General features: G+C 46.2%; 23 protein-coding genes and 2 pseudogenes. 6 read left to right on the top strand and 19 right to left on the bottom strand.

Annotated elements, in window-relative coordinates:
• Window positions 1-225: 225 nt before the first annotated feature.
• On the top strand, window positions 226-1,131 hold the full coding sequence (locus AC06L3_RS08660) for a transposase (RefSeq protein WP_475670222.1): 906 nt from the start codon (window positions 226-228) through the stop codon (window positions 1,129-1,131).
• A gap of 101 nt (window positions 1,132-1,232) precedes the next feature.
• Here AC06L3_RS08660 and radA read toward each other — a convergent pair.
• From radA to AC06L3_RS08625, 7 genes and pseudogenes are all read right to left on the bottom strand, one after another.
• A pseudogene (gene radA / locus AC06L3_RS08655) lies at window positions 1,233-2,741 on the bottom strand (DNA repair protein RadA); the annotation flags it as partial.
• 303 nt (window positions 2,742-3,044) lie between these two features.
• Window positions 3,045-5,408: a TonB-dependent receptor gene (locus AC06L3_RS08650; protein ID WP_475670221.1), complete on the bottom strand. Its 2,364-nt coding sequence runs from the start codon at window positions 5,406-5,408 to the stop codon at window positions 3,045-3,047.
• A 153-nt stretch (window positions 5,409-5,561) separates the two neighbouring features.
• Window positions 5,562-5,867 (bottom strand): 30S ribosomal protein S10, encoded by a 306-nt coding sequence (gene rpsJ / locus AC06L3_RS08645; RefSeq protein ID WP_475670220.1) that lies wholly within the window; start codon window positions 5,865-5,867, stop codon window positions 5,562-5,564.
• A gap of 33 nt (window positions 5,868-5,900) precedes the next feature.
• Entirely contained in the window at window positions 5,901-8,018 is a 2,118-nt protein-coding gene (gene fusA, locus AC06L3_RS08640) for an elongation factor G (protein WP_475670219.1), read from the bottom strand.
• 16 nt (window positions 8,019-8,034) lie between these two features.
• A complete protein-coding gene (gene rpsG / locus AC06L3_RS08635; RefSeq protein WP_475670218.1) occupies window positions 8,035-8,511 on the bottom strand; it encodes a 30S ribosomal protein S7 in 477 nt (158 codons plus the stop codon).
• A 28-nt stretch (window positions 8,512-8,539) separates the two neighbouring features.
• Window positions 8,540-8,941, bottom strand: a complete 402-nt coding sequence (gene rpsL / locus AC06L3_RS08630) for a 30S ribosomal protein S12 (protein WP_475670217.1) — start codon at window positions 8,939-8,941, stop codon at window positions 8,540-8,542.
• A gap of 65 nt (window positions 8,942-9,006) precedes the next feature.
• Complete coding sequence (locus AC06L3_RS08625; RefSeq protein WP_475670216.1) at window positions 9,007-10,650, bottom strand: S41 family peptidase; 1,644 nt, start codon at window positions 10,648-10,650, stop codon at window positions 9,007-9,009.
• 124 nt (window positions 10,651-10,774) lie between these two features.
• Here AC06L3_RS08625 and rdgB point away from each other — a divergent pair, with 124 nt between their 5' ends.
• The 4 genes from rdgB to AC06L3_RS08605 all read left to right on the top strand — a co-directional run bounded on the left by rdgB (window position 10,775) and on the right by AC06L3_RS08605 (window position 13,075).
• On the top strand, window positions 10,775-11,362 hold the full coding sequence (gene rdgB / locus AC06L3_RS08620) for an RdgB/HAM1 family non-canonical purine NTP pyrophosphatase (RefSeq protein WP_475670215.1): 588 nt from the start codon (window positions 10,775-10,777) through the stop codon (window positions 11,360-11,362).
• Window positions 11,363-11,556: 194 nt separating this feature from the next.
• Window positions 11,557-11,748 (top strand): helix-turn-helix transcriptional regulator, encoded by a 192-nt coding sequence (locus tag AC06L3_RS08615; protein WP_475670214.1) that lies wholly within the window; start codon window positions 11,557-11,559, stop codon window positions 11,746-11,748.
• Window positions 11,748-12,074: a HipA N-terminal domain-containing protein gene (locus AC06L3_RS08610; protein ID WP_475670213.1), complete on the top strand. Its 327-nt coding sequence runs from the start codon at window positions 11,748-11,750 to the stop codon at window positions 12,072-12,074. The genes AC06L3_RS08615 and AC06L3_RS08610 overlap by 1 nt, the downstream gene beginning before the upstream one ends.
• On the top strand, window positions 12,071-13,075 hold the full coding sequence (locus AC06L3_RS08605) for a HipA domain-containing protein (RefSeq protein ID WP_475670212.1): 1,005 nt from the start codon (window positions 12,071-12,073) through the stop codon (window positions 13,073-13,075). The genes AC06L3_RS08610 and AC06L3_RS08605 overlap by 4 nt, the downstream gene beginning before the upstream one ends.
• Window positions 13,076-13,308: 233 nt before the next feature.
• On the opposite strand, the gene AC06L3_RS08600 is transcribed toward AC06L3_RS08605, so the two are convergent.
• From AC06L3_RS08600 to AC06L3_RS08590, 3 genes are all read right to left on the bottom strand, one after another.
• The gene (locus tag AC06L3_RS08600; RefSeq protein WP_475670211.1) at window positions 13,309-13,566 is read right to left on the bottom strand and encodes a prevent-host-death protein; all 258 of its coding nucleotides are present in this window, start codon (window positions 13,564-13,566) and stop codon (window positions 13,309-13,311) included.
• Window positions 13,567-13,670: 104 nt separating this feature from the next.
• The gene (locus AC06L3_RS08595; protein ID WP_475670210.1) at window positions 13,671-13,955 is read right to left on the bottom strand and encodes a hypothetical protein; all 285 of its coding nucleotides are present in this window, start codon (window positions 13,953-13,955) and stop codon (window positions 13,671-13,673) included.
• Between the two features lie 282 nt (window positions 13,956-14,237).
• Entirely contained in the window at window positions 14,238-15,179 is a 942-nt protein-coding gene (locus AC06L3_RS08590; protein WP_475670209.1) for a TolB family protein, read from the bottom strand.
• A 321-nt stretch (window positions 15,180-15,500) separates the two neighbouring features.
• On the opposite strand from AC06L3_RS08590, the gene recO reads away from it, so the two are divergent.
• Window positions 15,501-16,235, top strand: coding sequence for a DNA repair protein RecO (gene recO, locus AC06L3_RS08585; RefSeq protein WP_475670208.1), 735 nt, complete (start codon window positions 15,501-15,503; stop codon window positions 16,233-16,235).
• 17 nt (window positions 16,236-16,252) lie between these two features.
• Here recO and AC06L3_RS08580 read toward each other — a convergent pair whose 3' ends face one another.
• The 9 genes and pseudogenes from AC06L3_RS08580 to AC06L3_RS08540 all read right to left on the bottom strand — a co-directional run.
• The gene (locus AC06L3_RS08580; RefSeq protein WP_475670207.1) at window positions 16,253-17,587 is read right to left on the bottom strand and encodes an MATE family efflux transporter; all 1,335 of its coding nucleotides are present in this window, start codon (window positions 17,585-17,587) and stop codon (window positions 16,253-16,255) included.
• Between the two features lie 8 nt (window positions 17,588-17,595).
• A complete protein-coding gene (rsgA, locus tag AC06L3_RS08575) occupies window positions 17,596-18,576 on the bottom strand; it encodes a ribosome small subunit-dependent GTPase A (RefSeq protein WP_475670206.1) in 981 nt (326 codons plus the stop codon).
• A complete protein-coding gene (locus tag AC06L3_RS08570) occupies window positions 18,576-19,613 on the bottom strand; it encodes a glycosyltransferase family 9 protein (protein WP_475670205.1) in 1,038 nt (345 codons plus the stop codon). The genes rsgA and AC06L3_RS08570 overlap by 1 nt, the downstream gene beginning before the upstream one ends.
• A gap of 20 nt (window positions 19,614-19,633) precedes the next feature.
• Entirely contained in the window at window positions 19,634-20,239 is a 606-nt protein-coding gene (locus tag AC06L3_RS08565; RefSeq protein WP_475670204.1) for a DUF4254 domain-containing protein, read from the bottom strand.
• A gap of 13 nt (window positions 20,240-20,252) precedes the next feature.
• Entirely contained in the window at window positions 20,253-21,230 is a 978-nt protein-coding gene (locus AC06L3_RS08560; protein ID WP_475670203.1) for a polyprenyl synthetase family protein, read from the bottom strand.
• Between the two features lie 166 nt (window positions 21,231-21,396).
• Window positions 21,397-22,578, bottom strand: a complete 1,182-nt coding sequence (locus AC06L3_RS08555; RefSeq protein ID WP_475670202.1) for an RNA-directed DNA polymerase — start codon at window positions 22,576-22,578, stop codon at window positions 21,397-21,399.
• A 3-nt stretch (window positions 22,579-22,581) separates the two neighbouring features.
• A complete protein-coding gene (locus AC06L3_RS08550; protein ID WP_475670201.1) occupies window positions 22,582-22,842 on the bottom strand; it encodes a hypothetical protein in 261 nt (86 codons plus the stop codon).
• 110 nt (window positions 22,843-22,952) lie between these two features.
• Entirely contained in the window at window positions 22,953-23,534 is a 582-nt protein-coding gene (locus tag AC06L3_RS08545) for a hypothetical protein (protein ID WP_475670200.1), read from the bottom strand.
• 139 nt (window positions 23,535-23,673) lie between these two features.
• Window positions 23,674-23,991, bottom strand: a pseudogene (locus tag AC06L3_RS08540) (hypothetical protein); the annotation flags it as partial.

Here is a 23,991-nt window from a genome sequence, read left to right as displayed (position 1 = left end):
CATACCGCAACCGCGCGATACGACCTGTGTGAACTGGATGTCTGCCATAGTCTAATGTATATTGGTGTATATAATATAGACGGGCGTCAACCCTTTTCATGAACTTTGGCGACTACAAATTATGTCATGAGGGTTTCATTTTTCAAGGAGATTTCAAAACGGCGAGCAAATAAGTGAACCTATTTCAAACTTGGCCGCTAACAGCCGGCTCATAATCATTATGCTATGGAAAAAGAAGAATTTTATTACAGAGAACAGGTATGTACAGATACATTTAACAGTTTAGGGCAGGTTTACAATGCTTGTACTTCCGAAAATCACCCTCTGATATTCATTACTGAAGAAGATTTCAAGACTGGTATGTCGATTCTGGGTATATCTGCGCTAATGAACAGAGAAATACAGATATATGCATTTCAATTGATGAGCAATCATATTCATTTAGTGATTGGAGGAGACGAACAGCAGATAATGAGTTTTTTCAACTATTTCGTGGATCGTCTTGAATATTGTTTTCCTGGACGCTTGGATTTAAAGCAGTTCAAGTTAAAATTGTTCCAGATAGAGGATATTGCATATTTCAGGAACTCCATAGTCTATGTTAACAGGAATGGTTTTGTAGTCAATAGTAATGTTACGCCGTTTTCATATCCATGGGGAACAAGCATCTGTTTCTTTCAGCCAATTGTTTCCAAATATTTCAAATTGGGCGGCATGGCAATAGGAACGAGAAAAATCAGAAACCTGATGCATACAAAAAATGCTGATTTTCTCAGTGACACCCTTATTATTGATGGATATGTACCGCCATTGGAATTCTGCAAGGTTTCAATGGCTGAACTTGTATTCAGAGATGCAAAACAATACTTCTATATGATTTCGCGCAACGTTGAAACGTATTCAAAGATAGCCAAGTTGCTGGGAGAATCTATTTATTATAATGATAATGATTTATATATTGCTGCAATAAAAATTGCAAAAGAGCAGTTCAAGTCAAAGGATTTGAACACGCTTACAGCTGGTCAGAAAATAGAACTGGCTAAACAGCTTCATTTTGAATATAATGCTGGAGATAAGCAACTTCAAAGAATGCTCAAGATAAATGAGAATATACTAAAGTCTCTTTTCTAATACGGAAGCTGCGACAAAGGCGTTTCAATTCTTTATTTCTGGAAGATGGCGCGGACAAGCTCGGCGATTGTTGAAATCTGGCGGATCTTTATGTTCTGGAAGTAATTACCCGTTTTCTTCTGGTTTCCCAGAGACAGTTTGTTGAAGCTTGAGACGAAAATCTGTTCGAAGCCAAGTTTCTCTGCCTCGGTTATGCGTTTTTCCACCTGACTTACGGGGCGTATCTCTCCGCTGAGTCCTATTTCAGCGGCAAATGCTGTTCGTGCAGGTATTGCAATGTCAAAGTTTGAGGAAAGTATTGCCGCCACTACTGCAAGGTCACAGGCAGGGTCACTTATTCGCAGGCCTCCTGCAATGTTGAGGAACACGTCCTTTGCACTCAGTTTGAAACCAACGCGCTTTTCCAGAACGGCAAGAAGCATGTTCATTCTACGCACGTCAAATCCTGTGGCGCTTCTTTGCGGCACACCGTAAACTGCGCTGCTCACCAGGGACTGCACTTCAATCAGGAACGGCCGGTTGCCGTCAACCATTGCGGCCACAGCCACTCCGCTAAGGTCTTCGCCGTGCATTGGGATGAACAGTTCTGAAGGGTTGAGGATTTCCCTCAGGCCTTTACCAGTCATTTCGTAAACGGCCAGTTCATCAGTTGAACCAAACCTGTTCTTGATGCTCCTTAAAACTCTGTATGAATGTCTTGTATCACCTTCGAACTGAAGCACTACATCAACAATGTGTTCCAGGATTTTCGGGCCTGCTATTGTGCCGTCCTTTGTTATGTGGCCAATTAGCAGGGTTGGTGTGTTTGTCTCTTTGGCAAAATGCAGCAGTGATGCGGCGCATTCACGTACCTGCGAAACACTGCCTGCTGAAGAGTCAATGTTCTCAGAATAGATTGTTTGTATAGAGTCTACTATCAGCAGCTGCGGAGCCTGCTCCTTTGCCTGTTTGAGTATGTTCTCAAGCAAGGTTTCGGAAAGCACCCAGCAATTGTTCAGTGCGCTCCATTCAGCTGTTCCTGTTTCTGGCTCATTTGTTGTGCTTCCGTTTGTGTCAGGTTTTATTCCACCTTCCGAATGCGCTTCCAAATGCTGCCTCCCTGAATTGAAAACCATCTGTTGGCTCAGGCGTTCGGCGCGCATCTTGAGCTGCTTCACGCTCTCCTCTCCTGAAACGTACAAGGTTTTCAGATTGGAACAGCGCAGAGGAATCTGCAGGGAAAGCGTTGATTTACCTATGCCCGGTTCGCCTCCAATGAGTATAAGTGAGCCTGGAACAAGTCCGCCGCCAAGAACTTTGTCCAATTCGCTCAAGCCATTCAATATGGTACTTCCCGCGGCTTTGCCGTTGCAAGTGGGACAAATAAAACTTTGCGAAAGCCTTATGCGAGGTTCCTCATCACTCTTTACCTGGCTGAGTAATTGAGGTTTGTATTCAAGAGTGTCTATGAATGCGCGGGAGCGGGAGGTTCTGGCACTTCCTTCATCCTTGCTCACGAGTTCTTCGTGCATGGTGTTCCATTCCCCGCATGCCGGGCAGCGGCCCATCCATTTGGGACTTTCGTTTCCGCAACTGATGCAGAACCATACTTTCTTTGCTTTTGTAGCCATAAGTTTCAATTACTTCATACTGCTCCACAAATTTCGTAATTTTTTTCAAGTTTTTGCCAGCCATGTTTTAAAATGACGGTCAGGTCCGGCTTATGCCATAGCTGCTCCGAACAATTTTTTTGTCCACAAATTGCGGCCATTTGTGGAGAAATGGCTGAAATTATGCGATATTTCCACATTTTCAGTGATTTTGTGGACAAAACAGACAAAGCCGCCACAAAATCCTGGTAATTGTGGCCGCTCTTGAGCAGTCAGCGTGCTGAACAGAAAGGCTGTCTATTACACTGGAGAATGTCCGATTCCCTAGAAGTCAAACGAAAGCGTGACGCCCCAGCGGGCCGGTTTGCCTTTGGCAAAGAAGGCATTGTTCATTGAAACGAAATAATATGAGTTGTATGGAGCGTCGGCAATGTTCTTCCCCCATACTTCTAGATTGAATCCGCAGCCATCAAGTCTTTTTTCAAATATTATGCTTGCGTTGAGCAGGGAATAGAATTTCTGCGAAACTTCATTCTCCTCGTCCCAGTAAATCTTTCCTGTTCCGTTCCACGCAAGATTGAGGCTCAGGTTGTCAAACAGTCCACAAACATTGCGCAAGGTGTAGTTTGCACCCGCTGAAACCATGTTCTGCGGAACATTCGGCACGAAATTGCCCTTGAAATCCTTCTGACCGTTGTTGTATTCGGTAAACTTGGCATTGGTGTATGCGTATGAAGCCGACAGCCTCAAATCATTCACAGGATAATACCAGGCATCCAGTTCCAGGCCATAACTGCGTGACTTTCCTGCATTGGTCATCATTCTTCCCGTTGTTGTTCCATCTGGGAACACAGTTATCTGCTGGTCTGTGCAGCTTATGTAGTACAACGCAGCATTTCCACCGAAAGCACCTGAAAAGCTGTTGTAGTGAAGGCCCAGTTCATAGTTCCAGCTGTATTCAGGCTTGTAAGTGATAATGTCCTCAACATCGTACGCGGCTTCAGAACCCATTCCTGCCGGCTTTCCGGCACCGCCTCCCATGCCGCCCATTCCAGCACCCATGAGGTTCTTCATCATCTCGTTCTGAAGAATGTCGGAAAACATCTGGTTATTGTAACCGCCTGCCTTGAAACCTCTTGCAACGGACGCATACACATTGCTGCCGGCGCCGAAGCTGTAAATCAGGCTCAGTTTTGGAAGAGGTGTGAAGTAGTTGTCCTCGAGCTTGTCCTTCAAATCGGTGTCAACATATGTGAAAGCCTTCTGGAACGGAGTCATCATATAAGCTATGGTGTTATGGCAGGCATAATCGAACGATGTATGTTCATAGTCAAGCCTGAGTCCTGCAACAATCTTCAACTTGTCAACAATTTCAGCCTCCGTCTGGGCAAAGAGCGCAACCGATGTCACGGGTGTCTTGAACGCGCTCACCAGCGGAAGGTTCTCCATATCCTCGAACACGAGGTTGGCCATTGGCATCACCTTATGTATCTGAGCATTTATATTGTCAAGTATAAGACCCGTGATACCGTCTTTCCTGAAAGTCACAGGAGCGTTCATGTGATTATATTTGTAAAAAGCGCTCAGACCCGTAATCCAGCTGAATGAGTCATTTTCTTCATCAATGCTCCTGAAGAGGAACTCCTGATTGATAACGTTCTCCCTCTGTGCCTGTTCCATTATGAACATGCTCTTTGGTGTGAAGTCCTGGTCAAGTGTCATGCAGTCACGCAGATACTGCCAGCTTGTGGCACTTGAGAAAGTGAAGGAGCCGAAATTCCAGCTGAGCTTGAGCATATCGCTCACCAGAGTCCTTCTGTATGAACAGATATCGTTGTAGTTCGCCTGCGCAGTGGTCTCCGTTGCAGGATCATACAGGCCGTATGCGTATCCTCCCTGCACGTCCCTTGTGAACGAAACTATGTTTTCCAAGGTGAAACGCCGGTCCGGAGTATAGATGAACTTTCCCCTGAAGGCCCCGCTCCTGCCATCATCACATCGGTTGCCGTTGAAGGCATTCCTGAAGAACCCATCGGTGGCTCCGTAGCGGCCTCCCAGCGAGAAAGCCACTTTCTCCGACACTTTCTGATATGTTGAGGCACTTATATCATAGCTGTTGGCGCTTCCGTATCCCAGTTTTATTCTTGTACCCTGATAGTTCACCGGCGACAGTGTATGAATATTCAGCACGCCGCCTATGGTGTTCCTGCCGAAAAGAGTGCTTTGAGGTCCGCGCAGAAGGTCTATCCTGGCTATGTCCCAGAGGTCCGTGTCAAATCCGTTCTTGTTGAGCACAGGCATGCCGTCGACATTCAGACCTATTGCAGGGTTATCCATACGGCTGCCTATTCCCCTTATGTATATGCTGGAGGTCATCTTTGAACCATACTCGGGCATGAAGAGGTTCCCTGCAAGCGCCGCGAAATCAGCGATGCTCCTTATATGGGAATTCTCTATCTGCAGGGAAGTCCTGGAGAAAGAGGATGTCGGTTCAAGCCTCAGCTGAGATCTCACCTTTCCGCCAAGAACAACAATGTTCTGAAGGCTGTCCTCCTCTATATCGTTTGCAGTTTCGGAAATTACATCAACCGCAGAACCCCCTTGAAGGTTGCAAGTAAAACCTTCAGCAGATGAAACAGTATAGAAAAAAACGAAAAGAAAAACTATCGCAGTAAAAAGGCATTTCATAACAAGTACTTTTTGTAAGCTGCAAAGGTATTCATAAAGTGCGGGAAGGCCACCTATAAGATATTATAGTTTGCCATTGCTGCAAAAAGGAAACAAGCCCTCCGCGAGTTTGCGGAAGACTTGTTTTCATTGAATATTTGAATCTGTACTCTATCAGACCTTGATTTCAACCTCTACACCTGATGGCAACTCGAGCTTCATGAGAGAATCAACTGTCTTTGAAGTTGAGCTGTAGATATCAAGGAGTCTGCGGTAAGAATTCAACTCAAACTGCTCCCTTGATTTCTTGTTAACGAAGGTTGAGCGGTTTACAGTAAAGATCTTCTTGTCTGTAGGGAGTGGAATAGGTCCGCTTACCACAGCGCCGGTAGCCTTTACAGTCTTTACAATCTTGTCCGCTGATTTGTCAACGAGAGCATGATCGTAAGATTTCAATTTTATTCTTATTTTTTGGCTCATCTTATTGTTTTTTGACCAATTAACTAATCTATTTTATTCGTCATCATCTGCAAGTGACTTGTTCCCCGAGTTATCTATTACATCCTTTGCAAGTGCAGCAGGAAGCTCGGCGTAATGTGAGAAAGTCATTGTGCTGGTTGCCCTTCCTGAAGACAGGGTTCTGAGTACCGTTACGTATCCGAACTGCTCAGAAAGCGGAACCAGTGCCTTGACTATTCTTGCATTGCCGTTAGAGTCCATGTTTGTGATCTGGCCTCTGCGTTTGTTCAAGTCACCGATGATATCACCCATATAGTCCTCAGGTGTTACAACCTCAAGGGCCATGATAGGTTCCATAATGACAGGTGTTGCTTTTCTGAGTGCCTTGCGGAATGCCTGACGTGCAGCAATCTCGAATGAAAGGGCATCTGAATCAACAGGATGGAATGAACCGTCCTTGAGAATGACCTTCATTGAAGTTACCTCGTAGCCTGCAAGAACACCATTTACCATTGCAGCCTTGAAGCCTTTCTCAACGGCTGGAATGAATTCCTTAGGAATGTTACCACCCTTGACTTCATCCACGAACTGAAGACCGGTGACACCCTCATCGGCAGGACCGATTTCAACGAGGATATCAGCGAACTTACCTTTACCGCCGGACTGCTTCTTAAATACCTCCTTGTGCTGAACCGTTGACTTGATAGCCTCCTTGTAGTTCACCTGAGGTGCGCCCTGGTTGATTTCAACACCGAATTCCCTGCGCAGACGGTCAACAATGATATCGAGGTGAAGCTCACCCATACCGCTTATGACTGTCTGGCCTGTTTCTGTATCTGACTTGACTGTGAATGTAGGATCCTCCTCTGAAAGCTTGCCAAGCGCAATACCGAGCTTGTCAAGGTCCTTCTGAGTCTTAGGCTCTACTGCAAGACCGATCACAGGATCAGGGAATGTCATTGATTCAAGAATGATAGGATTGTTCTCGTCACAAACTGTATCACCTGTGCGGAGCTCCTTGAAACCAACGGCGGCGCAGATGTCACCTGCCTCAACGAACTCTATAGGGTTCTGTTTGTTAGAGTGCATCTGGAACAGTCGTGAAACTCTCTCCTTCTTGCCGGAACGTGTGTTGAGCACGTATGTACCTGCATCAAGCTTGCCTGAATAAGCGCGCATGAATGCAAGTCTTCCAACAAAAGGATCGGTTGCAATCTTGAATACCAGAGCGCAGAAAGGCTCCTTTGAATCCGAATGTCTGATAACCGACTCCTCGGTGCGAGGATTGGTTCCCTCAACCATGTTCTTGTCAAGAGGTGAAGGAAGGTATCTCATCACAGCATCCAGAAGGAACTGAACACCCTTGTTCTTGAATGAAGAACCGCAGCAGACAGGAACAACCGACATGCTTATGGTACCCTGCCTGAGTGCGTCTATTATTTCTTCCTTGGTGATTCTTGAAGGATCATCAAAGAATTTTTCCATTATCGCATCATTGAACTCGGCAACTGACTCAAGAAGTTTTGCCCTCCACTCCTCAGCTTCCTCCTTCAATTCTGCAGGAATGTCTTTAATCTGATAATTTACAAGTTCCTTGCTGTCCTGGTCATAGACGTATGCCTTCATGTCAATGAGGTCAACTATTCCCTGGAATTTATCCTCGGCGCCAATAGGAATGCAGATAGGAACTGCATTGGCTCCGAGTTTTTCATGAAGCTCGCGCACTACGGCAAAGAAGTCCGCACCCACACGGTCCATCTTGTTAACGTAGGCGATTTTAGGAACTTTGTATTTGTCCGCCTGTCTCCAAACTGTTTCGGACTGTGGTTGAACACGTCCTACTGCGCAGAATGTAGCAATGGTACCATCAAGAACGCGCAGAGACCTCTCAACCTCAACCGTGAAGTCAACGTGACCCGGAGTGTCAATCAAGTTTATCTGATAAACCTGATTGTTGTAGTGCCAGAATGCAGTGGTTGCAGCGGAAGTGATGGTGATACCTCTCTCCTGCTCCTGAACCATCCAGTCCATTGTGGCAGCTCCCTCGTGAACTTCTCCAATCTTGTGAGTCTTGCCTGTGTAATACAGGATACGCTCCGAAGTTGTGGTCTTGCCGGCATCAATGTGGGCCATGATGCCAATGTTTCTTGTAAATTTTAAATCTCTAGCCATTTAATATTAACAGGTACTAAAAACGGAAGTGTGCAAACGCCTTGTTGGCCTCTGCCATCTTGTGCATATCCTCCTTTCTCTTAAAGGCAGCACCCTCATTATTGTATGCAGCCAGTATCTCTGCAGCTAATTTTTCAGCCATTGAGCGGCCGGATCTCTTTCTTGAATAAAGAACCATATTCTTCATTGCCAAAGAAATTTTTCTGTCCGGACGAATCTCGGTTGGAACCTGGAAGTTTGCTCCACCAACCCTGCGGCTCTTTACCTCAATCTGCGGTGTGATGTTCTCCAAAGCTTTCTTCCAAATCTCCAGTGGAGCCTTGTCAGAATCTTTCATCTTCTCGCCGACCATGTCAATTGAGTCGTAAAAAATAGCATAAGCGATACTCTTCTTCCCCTGCAACATAAGATTGTTCACAAAACGTGTCACCGACACATCATGATACTTAGGATCAGGAAGTAGAATCCTCTTTTTAGGCTTCGTTTTTCTCATTTCTTTTTTAATTTAAATGATTAATGACTTACTTCTTAGCTTTTGCTCCGGCCTTTGAGGCTTTAGGCCTCTTTGCTCCGTAAAGTGAACGTGACTGTAAACGTCCATCTACGCCAGCAGTATCCAAAGCGCCTCTAAGAATGTGATAACGTACTCCTGGAAGGTCCTTTACACGACCGCCTCTTACAAGCACAATCGAGTGCTCCTGCAAGTTGTGTCCTTCGCCAGGGATGTAGGCATTCACCTCTTTCTGATTAGTCAACCTGACACGTGCAACCTTACGCATTGCCGAGTTAGGTTTCTTAGGAGTTGTGGTGTAAACACGCACACAAACTCCACGTCTCTGAGGACATGCATCCAACGCAGGTGACTTTGATTTATCCTCAATAGCCACTCTACCGTTGCGAACTAACTGTTGAATTGTAGGCATAATTAATTGTTAATCTTTTAATTATATTTATTTACCCCGTTTTATGGGGGTTGCAAAGATACGCATTATTCACCAAATTGCAAAAAAACTTTGATTGCCTGCTGCAGCTGGCTGTCGCCCTTGATGGAATATTCCGTTTCCCCCTCGGTGTAATAATATTTTGCAACTATGTCTGCACCAAGGAAATACGATATTGCCTTCCTGTTCTTTCTCAGGGCCTCCTCCTTTGTTACGGTGAGTTTCTCCTTGAGTGAGTCGAACAGTTCCTTTGAGTCTTCATACAGTCCTTCCTTCTTGGCATCCTCAATGATACGCTCGAGTTCGGCCAGCGAAGCGCTCCTGAAATCGAAATCCTGCTTTGAGGCATATTCAACGAACTGGTCGTAGATTCTGTCATCAATCACGAACTCCGCAGGAGATGCAATCTGAGGATTCTCCTTGTAGTACTTGATAGCGAAGTCTTCGGTGATGGCGTTTCCTACCACTGAATATACAACGCGCGCATAGGTATCCTCCTTTATGAGTGAATCAGGTGTGATTCCGCCACCATCATATACGCTTCTGCCCTTTACCAGAGTCTTGAACTCCTTCTTGAGCGAATCAGGAATAGTACCAACGCTTCCATCCTCCCTTCTGTTCGAATAATCTATTGCCTGAACGCAACGTCCGCTAGGTGTGTAGTACTTGGCAACGGTAAGTTTGAGCACGCCGTCGTAACCAAGCGGAGCCATACCCTGAACCAGACCCTTTCCGTAAGTTCTCTGACCGGCAACGAATCCACGGTCAAGATCCTGAACAGCTCCTGTCACAATCTCCGAAGAAGATGCGCTTGAGGAATTCACCACCACCATCAGAGGAATGAGTGTGTCAACAGGCTCCTCCATTGTCTTGTAAATTGAAACGTCTGATACCTCTCGTCCCTTCTGGGTAACAACCTTTGTACCCTTTGGAACGAAAATGGAAACTGTCTTGACCGCCTCATCAAGCAGACCGCCCGGATTGCTCCTCAAATCAAGAACTATTTTCTCAGCGCCTTTCTTCTTAAGGTCAATCACAGCCTCGCGTGTTGTCTGGGCTCCGCCTGCGGTGAAGCCTGTGAGCCTGATGTAACCCACCTTGTTTTCGAGCATTCCATACCAGGCAACGTCAGGGACGTGAATCTTCTCCCTGGTAATGATTATTTTCTTCCTCTCGCCGCTGCGTCCCTTGATAAGGTCAAGCTCCACTGTTGTGCCAGGTGTTCCACGAAGCATCTTGCTGCTCTGGTCGGCGCTGAGCGGTTTCACATCCTTTCCATCTATGTACAGAATCTTGTCGCCAGGCTCCAGCCCTGATTTTGCCGCAGGAGAAAGTTTGTAAGGCTCGATGACAGTAACCAGCGAATCCTCAGGATATTTCCTGATTGACGAACCCATTCCACCGTAAGTTGACTGTGTCATCATTTCAAGAGCCTCCTGGTCCTCCATTGGAATGAACTGCGTATATGGATCCAATGAACGCAACATCGCGTGGATTCCTGTCTCAACAAGCTTGTCAACCTTCACACTGTCAACGAACCTGGCCGAAAGCACCTTGAGCACATCATATTGAAGCTCAAGATTCTTGCCCGCATTGAAATTCTGCTCCTGAGCCCTTGCCGCACCGGCTGACACGCCCAGCACAAGCACACAGGCACATAAACAAATCCCTACCGATTTCAAATTCTTCATATTGTCAAATTTTTAAAAGCATTTTTTCCAAACAACAAATATACTCAAAATTCACTTACTGCAATTTTGAAGCCATTTTTATATTTTCCACAGCGATAGTTATACAAAATAAGTAACTTTGTGTATGGAAATGATATTTGCAACACAGAACAGGAACAAGGTGAAGGAAGCTCAGGCATATCTGGGCGATGGGTTCAAGCTCATTCTCCCTTCCGATCTTGGAATAAGCGAAGAAATACCTGAAACCGGAAGCACTCTCGAGGAAAATGCACTGCAAAAATGCCGTTATATCTGGAACAAGGTTCACAAACCTGTGTTCGCAGATGATTCCGGACTTGAAATGAACTGGCTCAACGGAGCTCCAGGCGTTCATACAGCACGCTATGCAGGCGAAGGAAAGGATCCGGACAAGAATATTGACAAACTCCTTGAGAACCTCAAGGAAGCCCCGGACAGGAGCGGACAGTTCCGCACGGCCATTGCTTACATAAACAGTGAAGGCAAGGAATATGTTGTTGAAGGCATAATGAAGGGAAGCATCACATTCGAACGCATTGGCAACGAAGGCTTCGGCTACGACCCCGTATTTGCGCCCGAGGGCTACAACGGCCTCACATTCGCCCAGCTTGGCATGGATGTCAAATGTCAGATATCCCACCGCAGCCGCGCCCTCGCCGAATTCTGCAAACTCCTCTCCACACTGAACAACTGATACCGGATAAGCGGCAGGCACTTCATCTGAAAAACTTCGCCTTTCCGTGGCGAAGCTTTTTCATATTCCACCTGCCGCTACATTGACATTTAAATAAGTTTGTTTTAATAAACTTTTGTTTGACAATAATAAAAATTTACCATACCTTTGCATCAAAAGTATAATATAGTAGACTCATGAACCTACAAGATACAATGAAAGCACGGCGTAAGTTCTTATCCATTTCACAGGCAGAACTTGCGGAGATGGCCCAGCTGAGCCTTGCAACGATAAAGGATATCGAAAGGGGGAAAGGAAATCCATCAATTGCGACTATGTCAAAGATAATGGATGTTCTCGGGCTGGAGATAATATGTAGGGTACGAAATACTATTACTGAAGAATAATGAGACAACTTGGTGTATATTACAACAATGAGAAAGCCGGAGTGTTGACTGAATATCACCCTGGAAAGGGTTATGAGTTCCGTTATGACCCATCATATCTGCTTTCGGGTGGGAAGTCAATATCGGTGACACTTCCCAGGACGAGGGAGATATTCGAGTCTGCAGATTTGTTTCCGTTTTTTACCAATATGCTGCCGGAAGGAGCAAATCGCAGCGTTATATGCCGACATCTGAGAATCGACGAGGAGGATTCATTCGGTATGCTTTCGGCTATGGCCGGGAAAGATTTCATAGGGGCTGTCCATGTTAAAATCATACAGAAATGATAAATATAGTCAATTGTCCGTCAACCCTTGCAGAAGGATACCAGACATATAGTCCTAAAGCCCGTCAAACTCTTTTTGACGGAAAGAAGATAAGCCACATACTGGATTTTAACATAGATGAGTTCCGTACAACCGGCCAGGTTGCGGAAGCTATGCAAAGATTATCTGTTTCCGGGGTTCAAGAAAAATTCCCGGCCGTACTGAGGGATTCCCAAATAAGGATTGCAGGCGATGATGACCGTTCGACATATATTCTTAAACCGGCACCGTGGGATAAGACCCTTATTGACCGCAAACAGATTCCCGCTAACGAGAATCTGACTATGCAGATTGCCTCTGGGGTGTATGGAATCAATACGGCTGCTAATGGCTTGTGTTTCACGCCTAAAGGTGAGACAGTATATATAACAAAGCGTTTCGACATACTTCCTGACGGATCCAAACTCCCAATGGAGGACTTTGCTTCGGTTCTCGGACGTAACGAGCCGACGGACGGAAAACACTTCAAGTACAGCGGATGCTACGAGGATATAGCACAAGCGATAAGGAAGAATGTGTCAGCCTGGATGGTGGACATGGAAAGATTCTTCGACCTTGTGGTGTTCAACTACATCTACGCAAATGGTGATGACCATCTGAAGAATTTCTCCCTTATTCTTCAGGGCGAAGATTACCGGCTTGCACCGGCATATGACCTTCTGAATACAAGTCTCCATATTAACGGTGATGACCTGGGTTTGGCTGGTGGCCTTTCACCCAACATTGCCCGAAGCGATGTCTATAAAAATACAGGACATCCTTGCCGGATCGATTTTGAGCGCTTTGGATTGAGAATAGGACTATTGGCGTCTCGTGTTACCAAAATTCTGGACAGGTATATGTTTTTCCCTGAAACTTCTTCGGCTCTTATAGGGCGCAGTTTCCTATCAGACAAGGGAAAACGTCATTACTTGAAAATAGTGAACGAGAGAATAGCGCGGTTTATCAGAACATCGGACTGATTAGATAATTTAACGGTCTGCTGACATTCCTCCAAAGCAGGCCGTTTGTATTGAAAGAAGTTTTCTCAGTTAAACTAATTCGCCTGTGCGAATGAATTGCAAAAGTCCAAGTGCGGAACTCATTGAGAGAGTGCACGTCTGCTTCGATCAGTCTCATCTTGTCATCGACGCTGAAATACTTTGCCCAAAAGACAGCGTATGATTTGAAGAACCGGCGTTTCATTTCCAAAAGCTCATCGCCGCCGTGCGAGATACGCTTCCGAAGATTCGCCTTCCTTCATAGCAATAGCTTTACCACATTCGTATTCAGCTATTCCACGGTTGATTTTGGCCTGAAGTTCGGCTTCACTTATCACGGTATCGGAATCTAGCACGGGAACCAGTTTATAACACCCGTGACTGCGTGATTTTATAATCACAAGATTGCTTTGGGCAAGGTCAAAGAATTTCTTTTGATTAGCCCTGAATTCTCTACTGCTTACAACTACCATAATGCCAATTTTTCGCAAGAATATATAGCAAGAATTGTCAATGTACCAAAATGGTACACATAAATAATATTAATATACATACAACTCTCCAGATAACAGATTTTTTACAACAGCTGACCAGAAGAAATCAGGTTCATCCGCGCATACGGATGAGACAGTTGAAAATTATCATTCGTATATGTGGCAATGTCGTAACCTACTATCACAATCTTTTGAAAGGAGTCTTCTATCTTTCTGAACGATTTGAGTTCCTGTTCCATCTTAGCCTCGCCGGGAATAGAATAGGTAGCAGATGTCAGACGGAACGCATTGAAATATTCCGGTTCGGTATTCGTTCCTTCACAGACGATGAGGAAAGTCTTCTTTACCGGTTTGAATCCTGCGCTCATATCATTTCAACACTTTTGCAAGGTCATCCATAACCGGAGTGGCCCCGTATTTCCCAAGAAGATAATCTTTCTCGTATGAGGCATCATTACGAACCTTATAGTCGGAAAGGGCATACATCTTATAGGCCTCGAATTCTCCCAGCCAGCCGCGGGCGGTGAGAGCTGTAGTGATATCGGAACTGCGAACCGCAAGAAAGCTGGCAGACTCCCCATCACGCAGAAATCCCGACCATAGGAACTAAATGGTCGGGATCTTCAGTCTATAAATCAAGCCCGTTTGTGTTATTCCGAATATTTAAATCTCCAAATATGATAGTCTTTCGCCTTGCCTCCTCTATCTGACATGAAATAAATGTATCCATTTGAAGACCAATAAGGCTCAGAATCTAATGATTTACTAATTGTCAATCTTATAAGATCCCCTCCTTCAATAGGAACAATGTATAGATCCCAATTATTATTGTAATTATCTCGCTTTTCTTTTCCAGCAAAAACTATATATTTTCCGTCAGGACTGAAACATGGGTGCAGCACCCATTGGATAGAATTATTATCAGTTATTCTTTGAGCATTCTCCCCATCAACATCCATAACCCATATTTGTGATTGGCCACTCTCGCATTTAGAAAAAACAATCTTTTTTCCATCATGCGAGAATCTAGGGAAACAACCTTTCCCAAGTAAAATATTATCCCCATTCTGCATATTCTTTATCCAAATTTCAGATGTGGAGTCATAATAAATGCCATCAACTGCCTTAACCCTATCATATACAATAAGACTCCCCTCCGGGTTAAAGTCCGGATGGTTATCCCTCCCACTATTAGGACTTGTTACTTGAGTCAAAGCTTTGCCTTTGGAAGCGGGCATTAAGTAAATCTGATAGCCCATACAAAAAACAACTCTGTCCGTAACCTTATTGTATCTAGGGAAATAGGCAAACCCTGTTGTTCCTAAGTCGGTCATTTGAGTTGTTGTATTTGATGTGGGTTTATCTTTCTTATAGATATCATAATGCCCTTCTTTCGTAACATCAAGAGCATAAAATAACAGGCCATCCTCATCTCCACCAGAAGGACATACTGAATTCGAAGTTTCAGTGATTTTTGTTAATGATGGCAATCTTTCTCCTTCTGAGATCGTGTTATAAACGACACCAACGCCACAGCTGGCAAGGCACAGCATACTTGACAAAATAGCCAAAAAAACAAATAATTTTTTCATATTAGTAAACATTAAAAATTTAAGCAAATCTTTTCGTTGGTTCCATAAAAACCCTGCTGCACAATGCTGCAATGGTGGATCGGTTTATTACAATGTCCGGTAAACGCCCGGACACAGCAAAATAGCAGTCCCTTGGCAGAAACTGTGAAAAAACTCGTAACTTGCTAATTATCAAATGAAAATACCCCCCCCCATCAGATTTTCAGGGAGAAGATTTGGACGATATTTGCTGATTGTTCTCACTAATTTGTAAATTTATAGATATTTTCTTGAAATGCAAAAAAAATCATATCTTCACATTGTTGAAAACAACAGTCAACAATGATTGAGGAAGATACCATAATTGTACTGCGGACAATCAAGCACGCAGAATCATCGCTGGTTGTGCAATGCTACTCAAGCAAGCACGGCCGCACCGCCGTATATGCAGCCGGAATGGGCAAACGCGGCAGCAGAGGCGGCCTGCAGATCTTCCACCCCCTTGCAATACTCAATCTGAGCCTGTATTCAAAGGCCAACGGAACAATGGCTTCAATCAAGGAAGTCTCACCGGCCTTTGACCTCAGCCCCCTGCGAAACAATATGCTCAAAGGCTGCATGGCAATGTTCATGAGCGAACTCTTCCTTAAAACGGTTGTAGAGGAGGAACCGAACCAGATGCTTTTCACCTTCCTCCAGACCACAACACAGATGCTTGCAGCCAAGGAAGGCAGCCTCGCAAATTTCCCGCTGATGTTCCTGATACACTTGAGCTCAATCATAGGCTTCAAACCACAGAGCAACTACAACCAGAAACAGACTGACGTCTTTGCCCTCAACACGGGCTCATTCGAGAACCCCGAGCAGAAAACTTTCGGAATTTCATATCTGCGGCCAGTGGAAACAGATCTGCTTAAAAGGCTCCTTAATACTGATTTTCAAAGAATGGATGAGGTGAAAAGCAACGGCGCCACCAGGAATTCACTGATCCAGGGCTTGCTGAAATACCTTTCCATACATCTTGGCCACGACATTGAACTGAAGAGCCTGCAGGTCCTTCACGAAATCTTTGTATGACCTGATCCGGCTGAATTTCAGTCCTGCGGAAGGACTATGTATTTCTTGTGAACTAACGTAAGATACACTCCTCTTATTATCACGTGAAGCAGATATGCTCCCCAGATTGCGCTTACGCCCATTGTGCTCTTCATGCAGTAATAGAAAATGAAGAAGCCTATAACGGAAAGGATTACGGAATTACGCATAGGCTTTGAGGCGGTGGCGCCAATGTATATTCCATCCCAGGTGAAGGCAACGCAGCTGGTTACAGGAAGAATTATTAGCCAGGCCTTGTAATGCATTGCGGTTGCAATCACGGACCTGTTGTCGGTGAAGAATGCAACCAGATTCTCCATCCAGAGGAAATATATGATGGCTGAGACAATGCATATCCCCCAGCACCAACGGAACACGATTTTTACAGTTCCTTTGAGATTCAATGAATCCCCTGCGCCAATGAACCTTCCGGTAAGAGCCTCGCCTGCGTATGCAAAACCATCGAGGAAGAAGGAGTAAAGCATAAGTATCTTCAGAATTATGGCATTGACTGCAAGCATGGTATCGCCGTAATTGGCGGACAGGCCTGTGAATCCGCAGTAGATGCAGAGCATTCCTAAAGAACGTATGAACAGATTTGAATTGAGGCTGCAGAATTTGATTATCTCGCTCCTGTCCAGGACTTCCTTTGCAAGTTCCTTGAAGCCCTTTCCACCCAGGCAGGAGAACATCTTCCTGTATTTGATGAGCATTATTGCTATGGCAACAATCAGTCCCAGATATTGTGCCAGCAGTGTTCCCATTGCAATTCCGTCAAAACCCATGAGATATACGGCCACGCAAAGAAGACTGAGGAGAATGTTTCCTATGTTTACAACCAGATCCACGATCATTGAAGCCGTTGCATTCTGCATTCCAATGAAAAAGCCCTTGAAAACATACAGACCAAGGGTTGCAGGAGCCGCCCAGATGCGGATGAAATAGTAGCTTCTTGCCAGTCTTTCAACCTCCGGAGATGTATTGGTGAAATAGAGAACGCAATCAACGAACACATACTGGATGGCCCAGATAAGCATTGCAATGAGCGTTGAAGTGCTTATGCCCCTGAGAAAAGCCATCATGGCCGCTCTCTGGTCCTTGCGTCCGAATGCCTGCGCAACAAGACCGCTTGTGCCAAGACGCAGGAACGACATGTTCCAGTAAAGCATGTCAAAGAGCATTGTGGCAATGGCCACGGCTCCTATGCAGGTTGTGGTACCAATCTTTCCTGCAAGCACCATATCAATCATTCCCACCAGAGGCAGGGTTATGTTGGCAAAGATGCTTGGCACCGAAAGCCTGAGAACCTCTTTATTCAGTGAAAACTTTTTCATTCTTCAATTCATTTTCTGTACTTGCCCTCGCTGTTGTCTTCCAGCATGCCGAGATAGGAATTGTATCTTTCCTCGGATATCATGCCTTCCTCTACGCACTTTACAACTGCGCATCCGGGCTCGTGCGTATGTGAACAGGGAGTGAACCTGCAGTCGCCGCTTACACGGAGCATTTCCGGGAAATAGGTGCTTAGCTCATCCTCCCTCAAGTCCACTATTCCGAATCCGCGGATCCCCGGTGTGTCTATTACCCAACCACCGCAAGGCAGAGGGTGCATCTGATAGAAGGTTGTGGTATGTTTGCCCTGGTTGTTCGCATCCGAAATGTCCGCTGTTTTCAAATCCAGTTCGGGATTCAGTATGTTTATCAATGATGATTTCCCTACTCCTGACTGGCCGCTCAGAAGGACTTTCTTCCCGCGGCAGAGCTCCCTGAGGCTGTCAATGCCTGTGCCGTCAACAACTGAAGTCCTGAGAATATCGTAACCGGCCTGCCCTTTGTATATTATCCTGAACAGGTCATAGCGTTCCTTTACCTGCTCGTTGGCAATCACGGTATCGTATTTGTTCACAACAATCTTCACCGGAACGCCGTATGCGGCACAGGTAACCAGGAAGCGGTCTATGAAAGGCCATTTGACTTCAGGGAAATCTATTGTTACAACCAGCAGTGCAAGGTCAACGTTTGCGGCAATGATATGATACTGCCTGCTGAGATTGGCCGCCCTCCTTATTATATAATTCCTGCGGGGAGCCACTGATGTAATCACAACGGGCGTGTTGCCATCGACCTGTGCTATACCGCTCTCGTATTTGTATTCAACAATGTCTCCAACAGCAATGGGGTTTGTGGTCTTCACACCCTTGAGCCTGAGCTTTCCCCTTATCACGGCTGGAAACGGATTCCACTCCGGAAGTGAACTCAGAAGGTAATTGCTGCCTGTATGCCTTATTACCGTGGCTGTAAGATTTGCGGACTCCGTTGACATCACTGATTCGCCCCTGCCGTTAACTTTATTATTTTGTCAACCAGATCCTGCGGCTTTATTCCGCGAAGGCAAGGGTAGTCGCCTTTTGTGCAAGGCTTGTTACCGTAAATGGAGCAAGGTCTGCAAGGCATATCCAGGCCCATTGCCCAGGCTGGATTCTGCCCGTAACCGTAGAAACCTGCGTACGGATGGGTTGCGCCCCAGATTGAAATCACCGCTGTCCCAACCACCGATGCAAGATGCATGTTGGCGGAATCCATTGTTACCATAACGTCAAGGTCAGCAATTATTGCAGCCTCCTCTATGAGCTTGTGCTTTCCGGCTTCAGACACCGTGTTAGGGTATTTCTCAGCCAGAGAAGAGAGGAACTGCAGCTCCGACTTACCGCCTCCGAAGAGGAAAATACGGTTGTTAGGGTCTGCGCTGAGTATCCTTATGCTCTCCTCCACATACTCCAGAGGCCATTGCTTGCCTTTTTCCGCTGTGAAAGGAGCTATTCCTATCTTTCTGTACGGCGATGGTGAAAGATACCTTGCCTCCACCTGGTTTCCGCTCACATTCAAGTCCTTGAGGCCCAGTCTTACAAAGACCTCCTCATATTTGCGCATGGAACTCTTTATTGGAGCGAATACCTTGTTCTTCTCCCTTGTAAGGGCCTTGCGCTGCGAGCGTTCCTTGTCAATTGAAGCGCATTTCACTCCGCTGAGCTTGAACCAGGTTCTCAAGACCTTTGTGCGCAGGACGTCGTGGATGTCGGCAACCATGGTGATCGGTGAGCCCTGCTCTCTGGCATTCCTTGAGAGCTCCCCTGCGAACTTGAGGACCTTTGCCACGCCTGCCTTCTGTTTCTTCAGAGGGTCAGGAACGAATTTCACGTTATCAATATCCTTGAAAAATCCCTCCGTGGCAGGTGCATAAAGCAATGTGAACAGGACTTTGGGGTTGGCTGCGGCGTAAGCCTTTATCAGGGGTGCGGAAATGAGAATGTCGCCCAGGGCCGAAAGCCTCACCACAAGTATGTTCCTTGAATATGCCATCGCTGTAGAAAATAATGAAACTATTTGTTACCGTAGAGTACAGGGTTCAGTGAAGGGTCGTTGTACATCTTCATCTGCTTATAGACCTTCATGTATTTTGCTCCGGCCTCGATGTCTGAAAGAAGCTGGTCAATGGCGCTTGAAAGGTCCTTGCGCTGCTCCAGAAGCACTGAGAGTTTCTTTGAGCATGCTGCAATGTGGTCTGCGGAGGCATCCTTCCTGTTCACCTGCTCCTGCATGTGGTATATCTTGAGAGCAAGGATTGAAAGGCGGTCTATAGCCCAGGCTGGCGATTCTGTGTTGATTGTGGCGTTGGACTTTATTTCAACATCCTTGTATTTGTCGAGCCAGTAGCTGTCAATGAGCTCAACAAGGTCTGTCCTGTCCTGATTTGACTTGTCAATCCTTCTCTTTATGAGCAGAGCCTCCTCAGGTTTGATCTGAGGATCCCTGATGATGTCCTCAAGATGCCACTGAACCGTGTCAATCCAGTTCTTAAGATAAAGATAGAACTCTATGCTCTTCACCTCATAAGGATTGTTGATTGGAGCGTCAACGTTGTCGGTTTTGTGATAATCGTTGATGCACTGCTCGAAAATAGCGTTGCTCTTTGCTGTAAATTCCATAATATATTTGTTTTTATTTTATTCTTTTCACCACCATATCGGCCCATTCCCTGAGCGTATCCTTCTGGACTTCAGTAAGATTGCTGCCGTTGAGGAGTTCAAGAGCCTGCCTGTAATATGCGCTTATGGCCTCCTGCGCCCTGTCCTTCACTCCGAGTTCTGTATATAAGGCCTTGAAGCCCTCTATCTTCTCGGATGCCCGGCTGCTGTCAATAGCCAGAAGCCCCTGGAACTGAGGCTGCCTGGCCGGAGTAACCATCCTGAAAGCATCTACCAGAAGCCAGGTTTTCTTGTCGTTGAGTATGTCTCCTCCTATTGCCTTGCCAAATACGTGCTCATCACCGAATGTATCGAAATAATCATCCTGTATCTGGAATGCTATTCCAAGAAGATATGCGAACCTGTATATGAGATTGACCTCCTTTTCGGAAGCGCCGCCCATTATTGCTCCTATTGCTGCGGAAGCGGCAATCAGGACGGCTGTCTTCAGGCCTATCATTGCAATATAGTCATCCATTGTAATGAAAGGAAGCTTCTCGAAATTCATATCGTACTGCTGGCCCTCGCAGACCTGCGCTGCAGTTTCGGAAAACAGCTTCAATATCTGCGGCAGATACTCGCCCCTGCACTGGCTTATGAGCGAATATGCCTTTATGCTCATTACATCACCGGAAAGAATGGCAACATTGCTGTTCCATTTCTTGTATACGGTAGGCTGGCCCCTGCGTATTGCGGCCTTATCCATAATGTCATCGTGAATCAAAGTGAATGCGTGGAACACCTCAAGGCCTATTGCCGGCTTTATATCCTCTTTTTCAATATTGTTCTTGAATATTGAACATACCATGAGCGCAGTTATCGGACGCAGACGTTTTCCGCCGATGGCCATCATATAACTGATTGGAGCGTACAGTTCCTTGGGGTCTTTGTGACACTCGAACTCCACAAGAGCCTTCTCAACTATTCCCTTTATCTCGTTTATTGTGTACATATTGCAAATATATAACAATTCTTTTTTATTCGAATAGTTTACCGGGCTTTTACCATCGTTTGCCATCGCCAATTACCCGGATGCGTCTGAAATGTCCCAGATATCCCGAATATGAATTCACTATGGCCTCAAGGGCAAAGGGATTCCGTTCGCAGCACAGGGTTGGCTAAGGGGTTAATGGAATAAACTTAGTGAGACCTGTATCGAATCTGCCATATTGAAGGAAAGGGCTCATCCTGGTTCGGACAAGTGTGAAACGCAAATTAAAGCTGCTGTGCTGACGCATAAGACCCATCATGCTGCTTATTGAAGAGCGCAGATGCGCTTTGTCTGGATGAGGCAGTGTGCGCTCAAGCAAATCAATCTTTCCACGCATACGTCTCAAAGTGGAGTTTGAGACATACGAACGCCGAGGCTTTATGAATGCCCCAAGAAAGGGAACACCATGGTAGACATTACATATTCTGTTCTTACCTTCCTGAAGTTCAAGTCCGAGATTATCGCGCAGAAAGGAACGCACCGAAGGTATCAGTCCAAGCAACCAATCCTTGTCTGAAGACACCACGTAGAAATCGTCCACATAACGCCCGTAATGCCGGCAGTGAAGGACCCTTTTCATGTACTGGTCCAGTTCGTTCAGATACACATTGGAAAACATCTGAGAGGTAAGATTTCCGATGGGAAGCCCGCAGCCGGGGGCTGCCCGGAACATGGACTTGCTGTGCGGCAGTCCGGACCAATTCGACAGACTGCCTTTGATATGACACCCTCGTGTCGGGTCAAGGAGGACTATTTCACGAGTCAGGTATCTCAAGAAGTCAAAATGGCCGTCGGACAACTCCGTATCACCTCTGCTTTGAAGCCTGTCTAATAAAGAAAGCGCCATACCAAGAAGGCGATTCCTGTCTATGTGCATGAAATAGCCGCGTATGTCAAGTTTGAGGACATAGCACGGCCTTGTATAGTCAAGGCTCTCAGATCGTATGTGATGTTCTAAACGATGAATGCCATAGAGCGTACCCCGTCCCTTTATGCAAGAATAACTGTCGGCTATGAAATATCGGACAAAACGGTCATACACGTAATTGCAGTAGAGATGATGGACTATCCTGTCCCTGAAATCAGCGGCAAACACTTCTCTTTTTTTCGGTTCTGTCACTATGAAGCACTCGCTCGGCCTTGCCTTATAAGTCCGCCACCACAAATCATTGCACAAATCAAGGAGATTCTCTTCAAGACGGGATTCGAAACGTATCTGGTAACTGCGATTACGTTTGCGCTTGCGTGCATCAAAATATGCAGCACGAAGATCGGCCAGAAGAGAATCGTAACAAAATTCAGTTTTCATATATCAAGAACACAATGAAAAGTGCTGGACAACCGAAACCAGACGGACAGACCTGCCGTTGTTGCGATTGTTGTTGTTGGCAGGATTGACATTGCTGCCGTTGAAGTTCAGGTTGTATGCGTTGCTGCTGCCATTGGCCGTGGAAGACCAATAGTTGCCGTTGCTGCCCACATTGTTCACGCTGGTCCCATTCCGGTTGCCGGCGGCAGGCAGGAAGACAACTCCCGAACACGTTGACGGCACCCTCTGATACTCACCACTCACGGAACGTCTGGGAGCCGCAAGTGGCCTGCGAATCTTTCTTTACCGAAAAACGACGGAAAGACAGGATGCCTGTGAACTTTTGCATTGATGTTCTGTACTGCAGAGGTGCATCATAGCAGTTCTAAAAGCTCGTCCTTGAGTTGACGGATGAAATCAACACATTCCTGAGGGGAGCGGCTGTCTATAGGGAAACGCATTATCTGACGAACTATATCCGTGAGTCTGAGCGGGTGGGCAGACACCTCCATATGCATGTTGTCATCCTCCGCCGCCCTCTGTCCGGCTTGTTTCGTCTTTTTCTTCTCCTTGCGCTCCTGCTGTTCCGTCAGGAGTCCTGCAAGAGTTTCAGACTGCCATTTGGAATACTCCGTGTCGAGGATATCGTACCTTTCCTCCGGAGGGAACCTGTTCTCCGGGAATATCCACTCCGTGGGGAGCCCGTCTTCAGAAGCCAGTTGCTCACAACCTTCGGGGATGAATTTGTCTATGCTGGCTACAGGAAATCCCACGAATATGTGAGTACCCCCATCACTCGTGTCAAGGCCTTCGTTCAGGGGTGAACCATTCCGCTTGAGCAACCAAGCACTCCAATCGTATGCGCGCACGAATGCACCCACCTTGAGCAAACGGACTGTCCGCTTTGAGCGGGAATCCGGCCTGGGAGCCTCTTCAACCTTCAGTCTTTCCTTCATTCCTGACACGGTGCTTTATTTTTAAATTTTTTCTGTGCAGCACGCCTCCCTTTGCAGGGGGAGGCGGCTGAACACAGAAAAAAATGGTTTGTGTTTTGTTTGTTTCTTGCTTTACAACTGTTTGGTTGGTATGCAAAAGTTACTGGACAACCGAAACCAGACGGACAGACCTGCCGAGGTAGCGAAAGCTGTAGTTGGCAGGAAGGACATTGCCGCCGAAGAAGCGCAGGTGGTACGCGCTGCTGCCGCCATCGGCCGCGGAAGACCAATAGCCGCCGCTGCTGCCCACATCGTCCACGCTGGGCCCATCCCGGTAGCCGGCGGCAGGCAGGAAGACAACCCCCGCTTCTACCAATGCCTGGAATTGAACGGCTGTATAGCCGGGAACACTTGTCCATACCAAATTAGTGCTGTTAATATTAGATTCAGTCGGAGCAGTGACTGTTGTCGGCCAAGT

It is taken from the genome of Candidatus Egerieousia sp., from assembly GCF_056211015.1.
The sequence above is the reverse complement of the archived record's forward strand: the minus strand, read 5'-3'. Positions and strand labels throughout refer to the sequence as shown.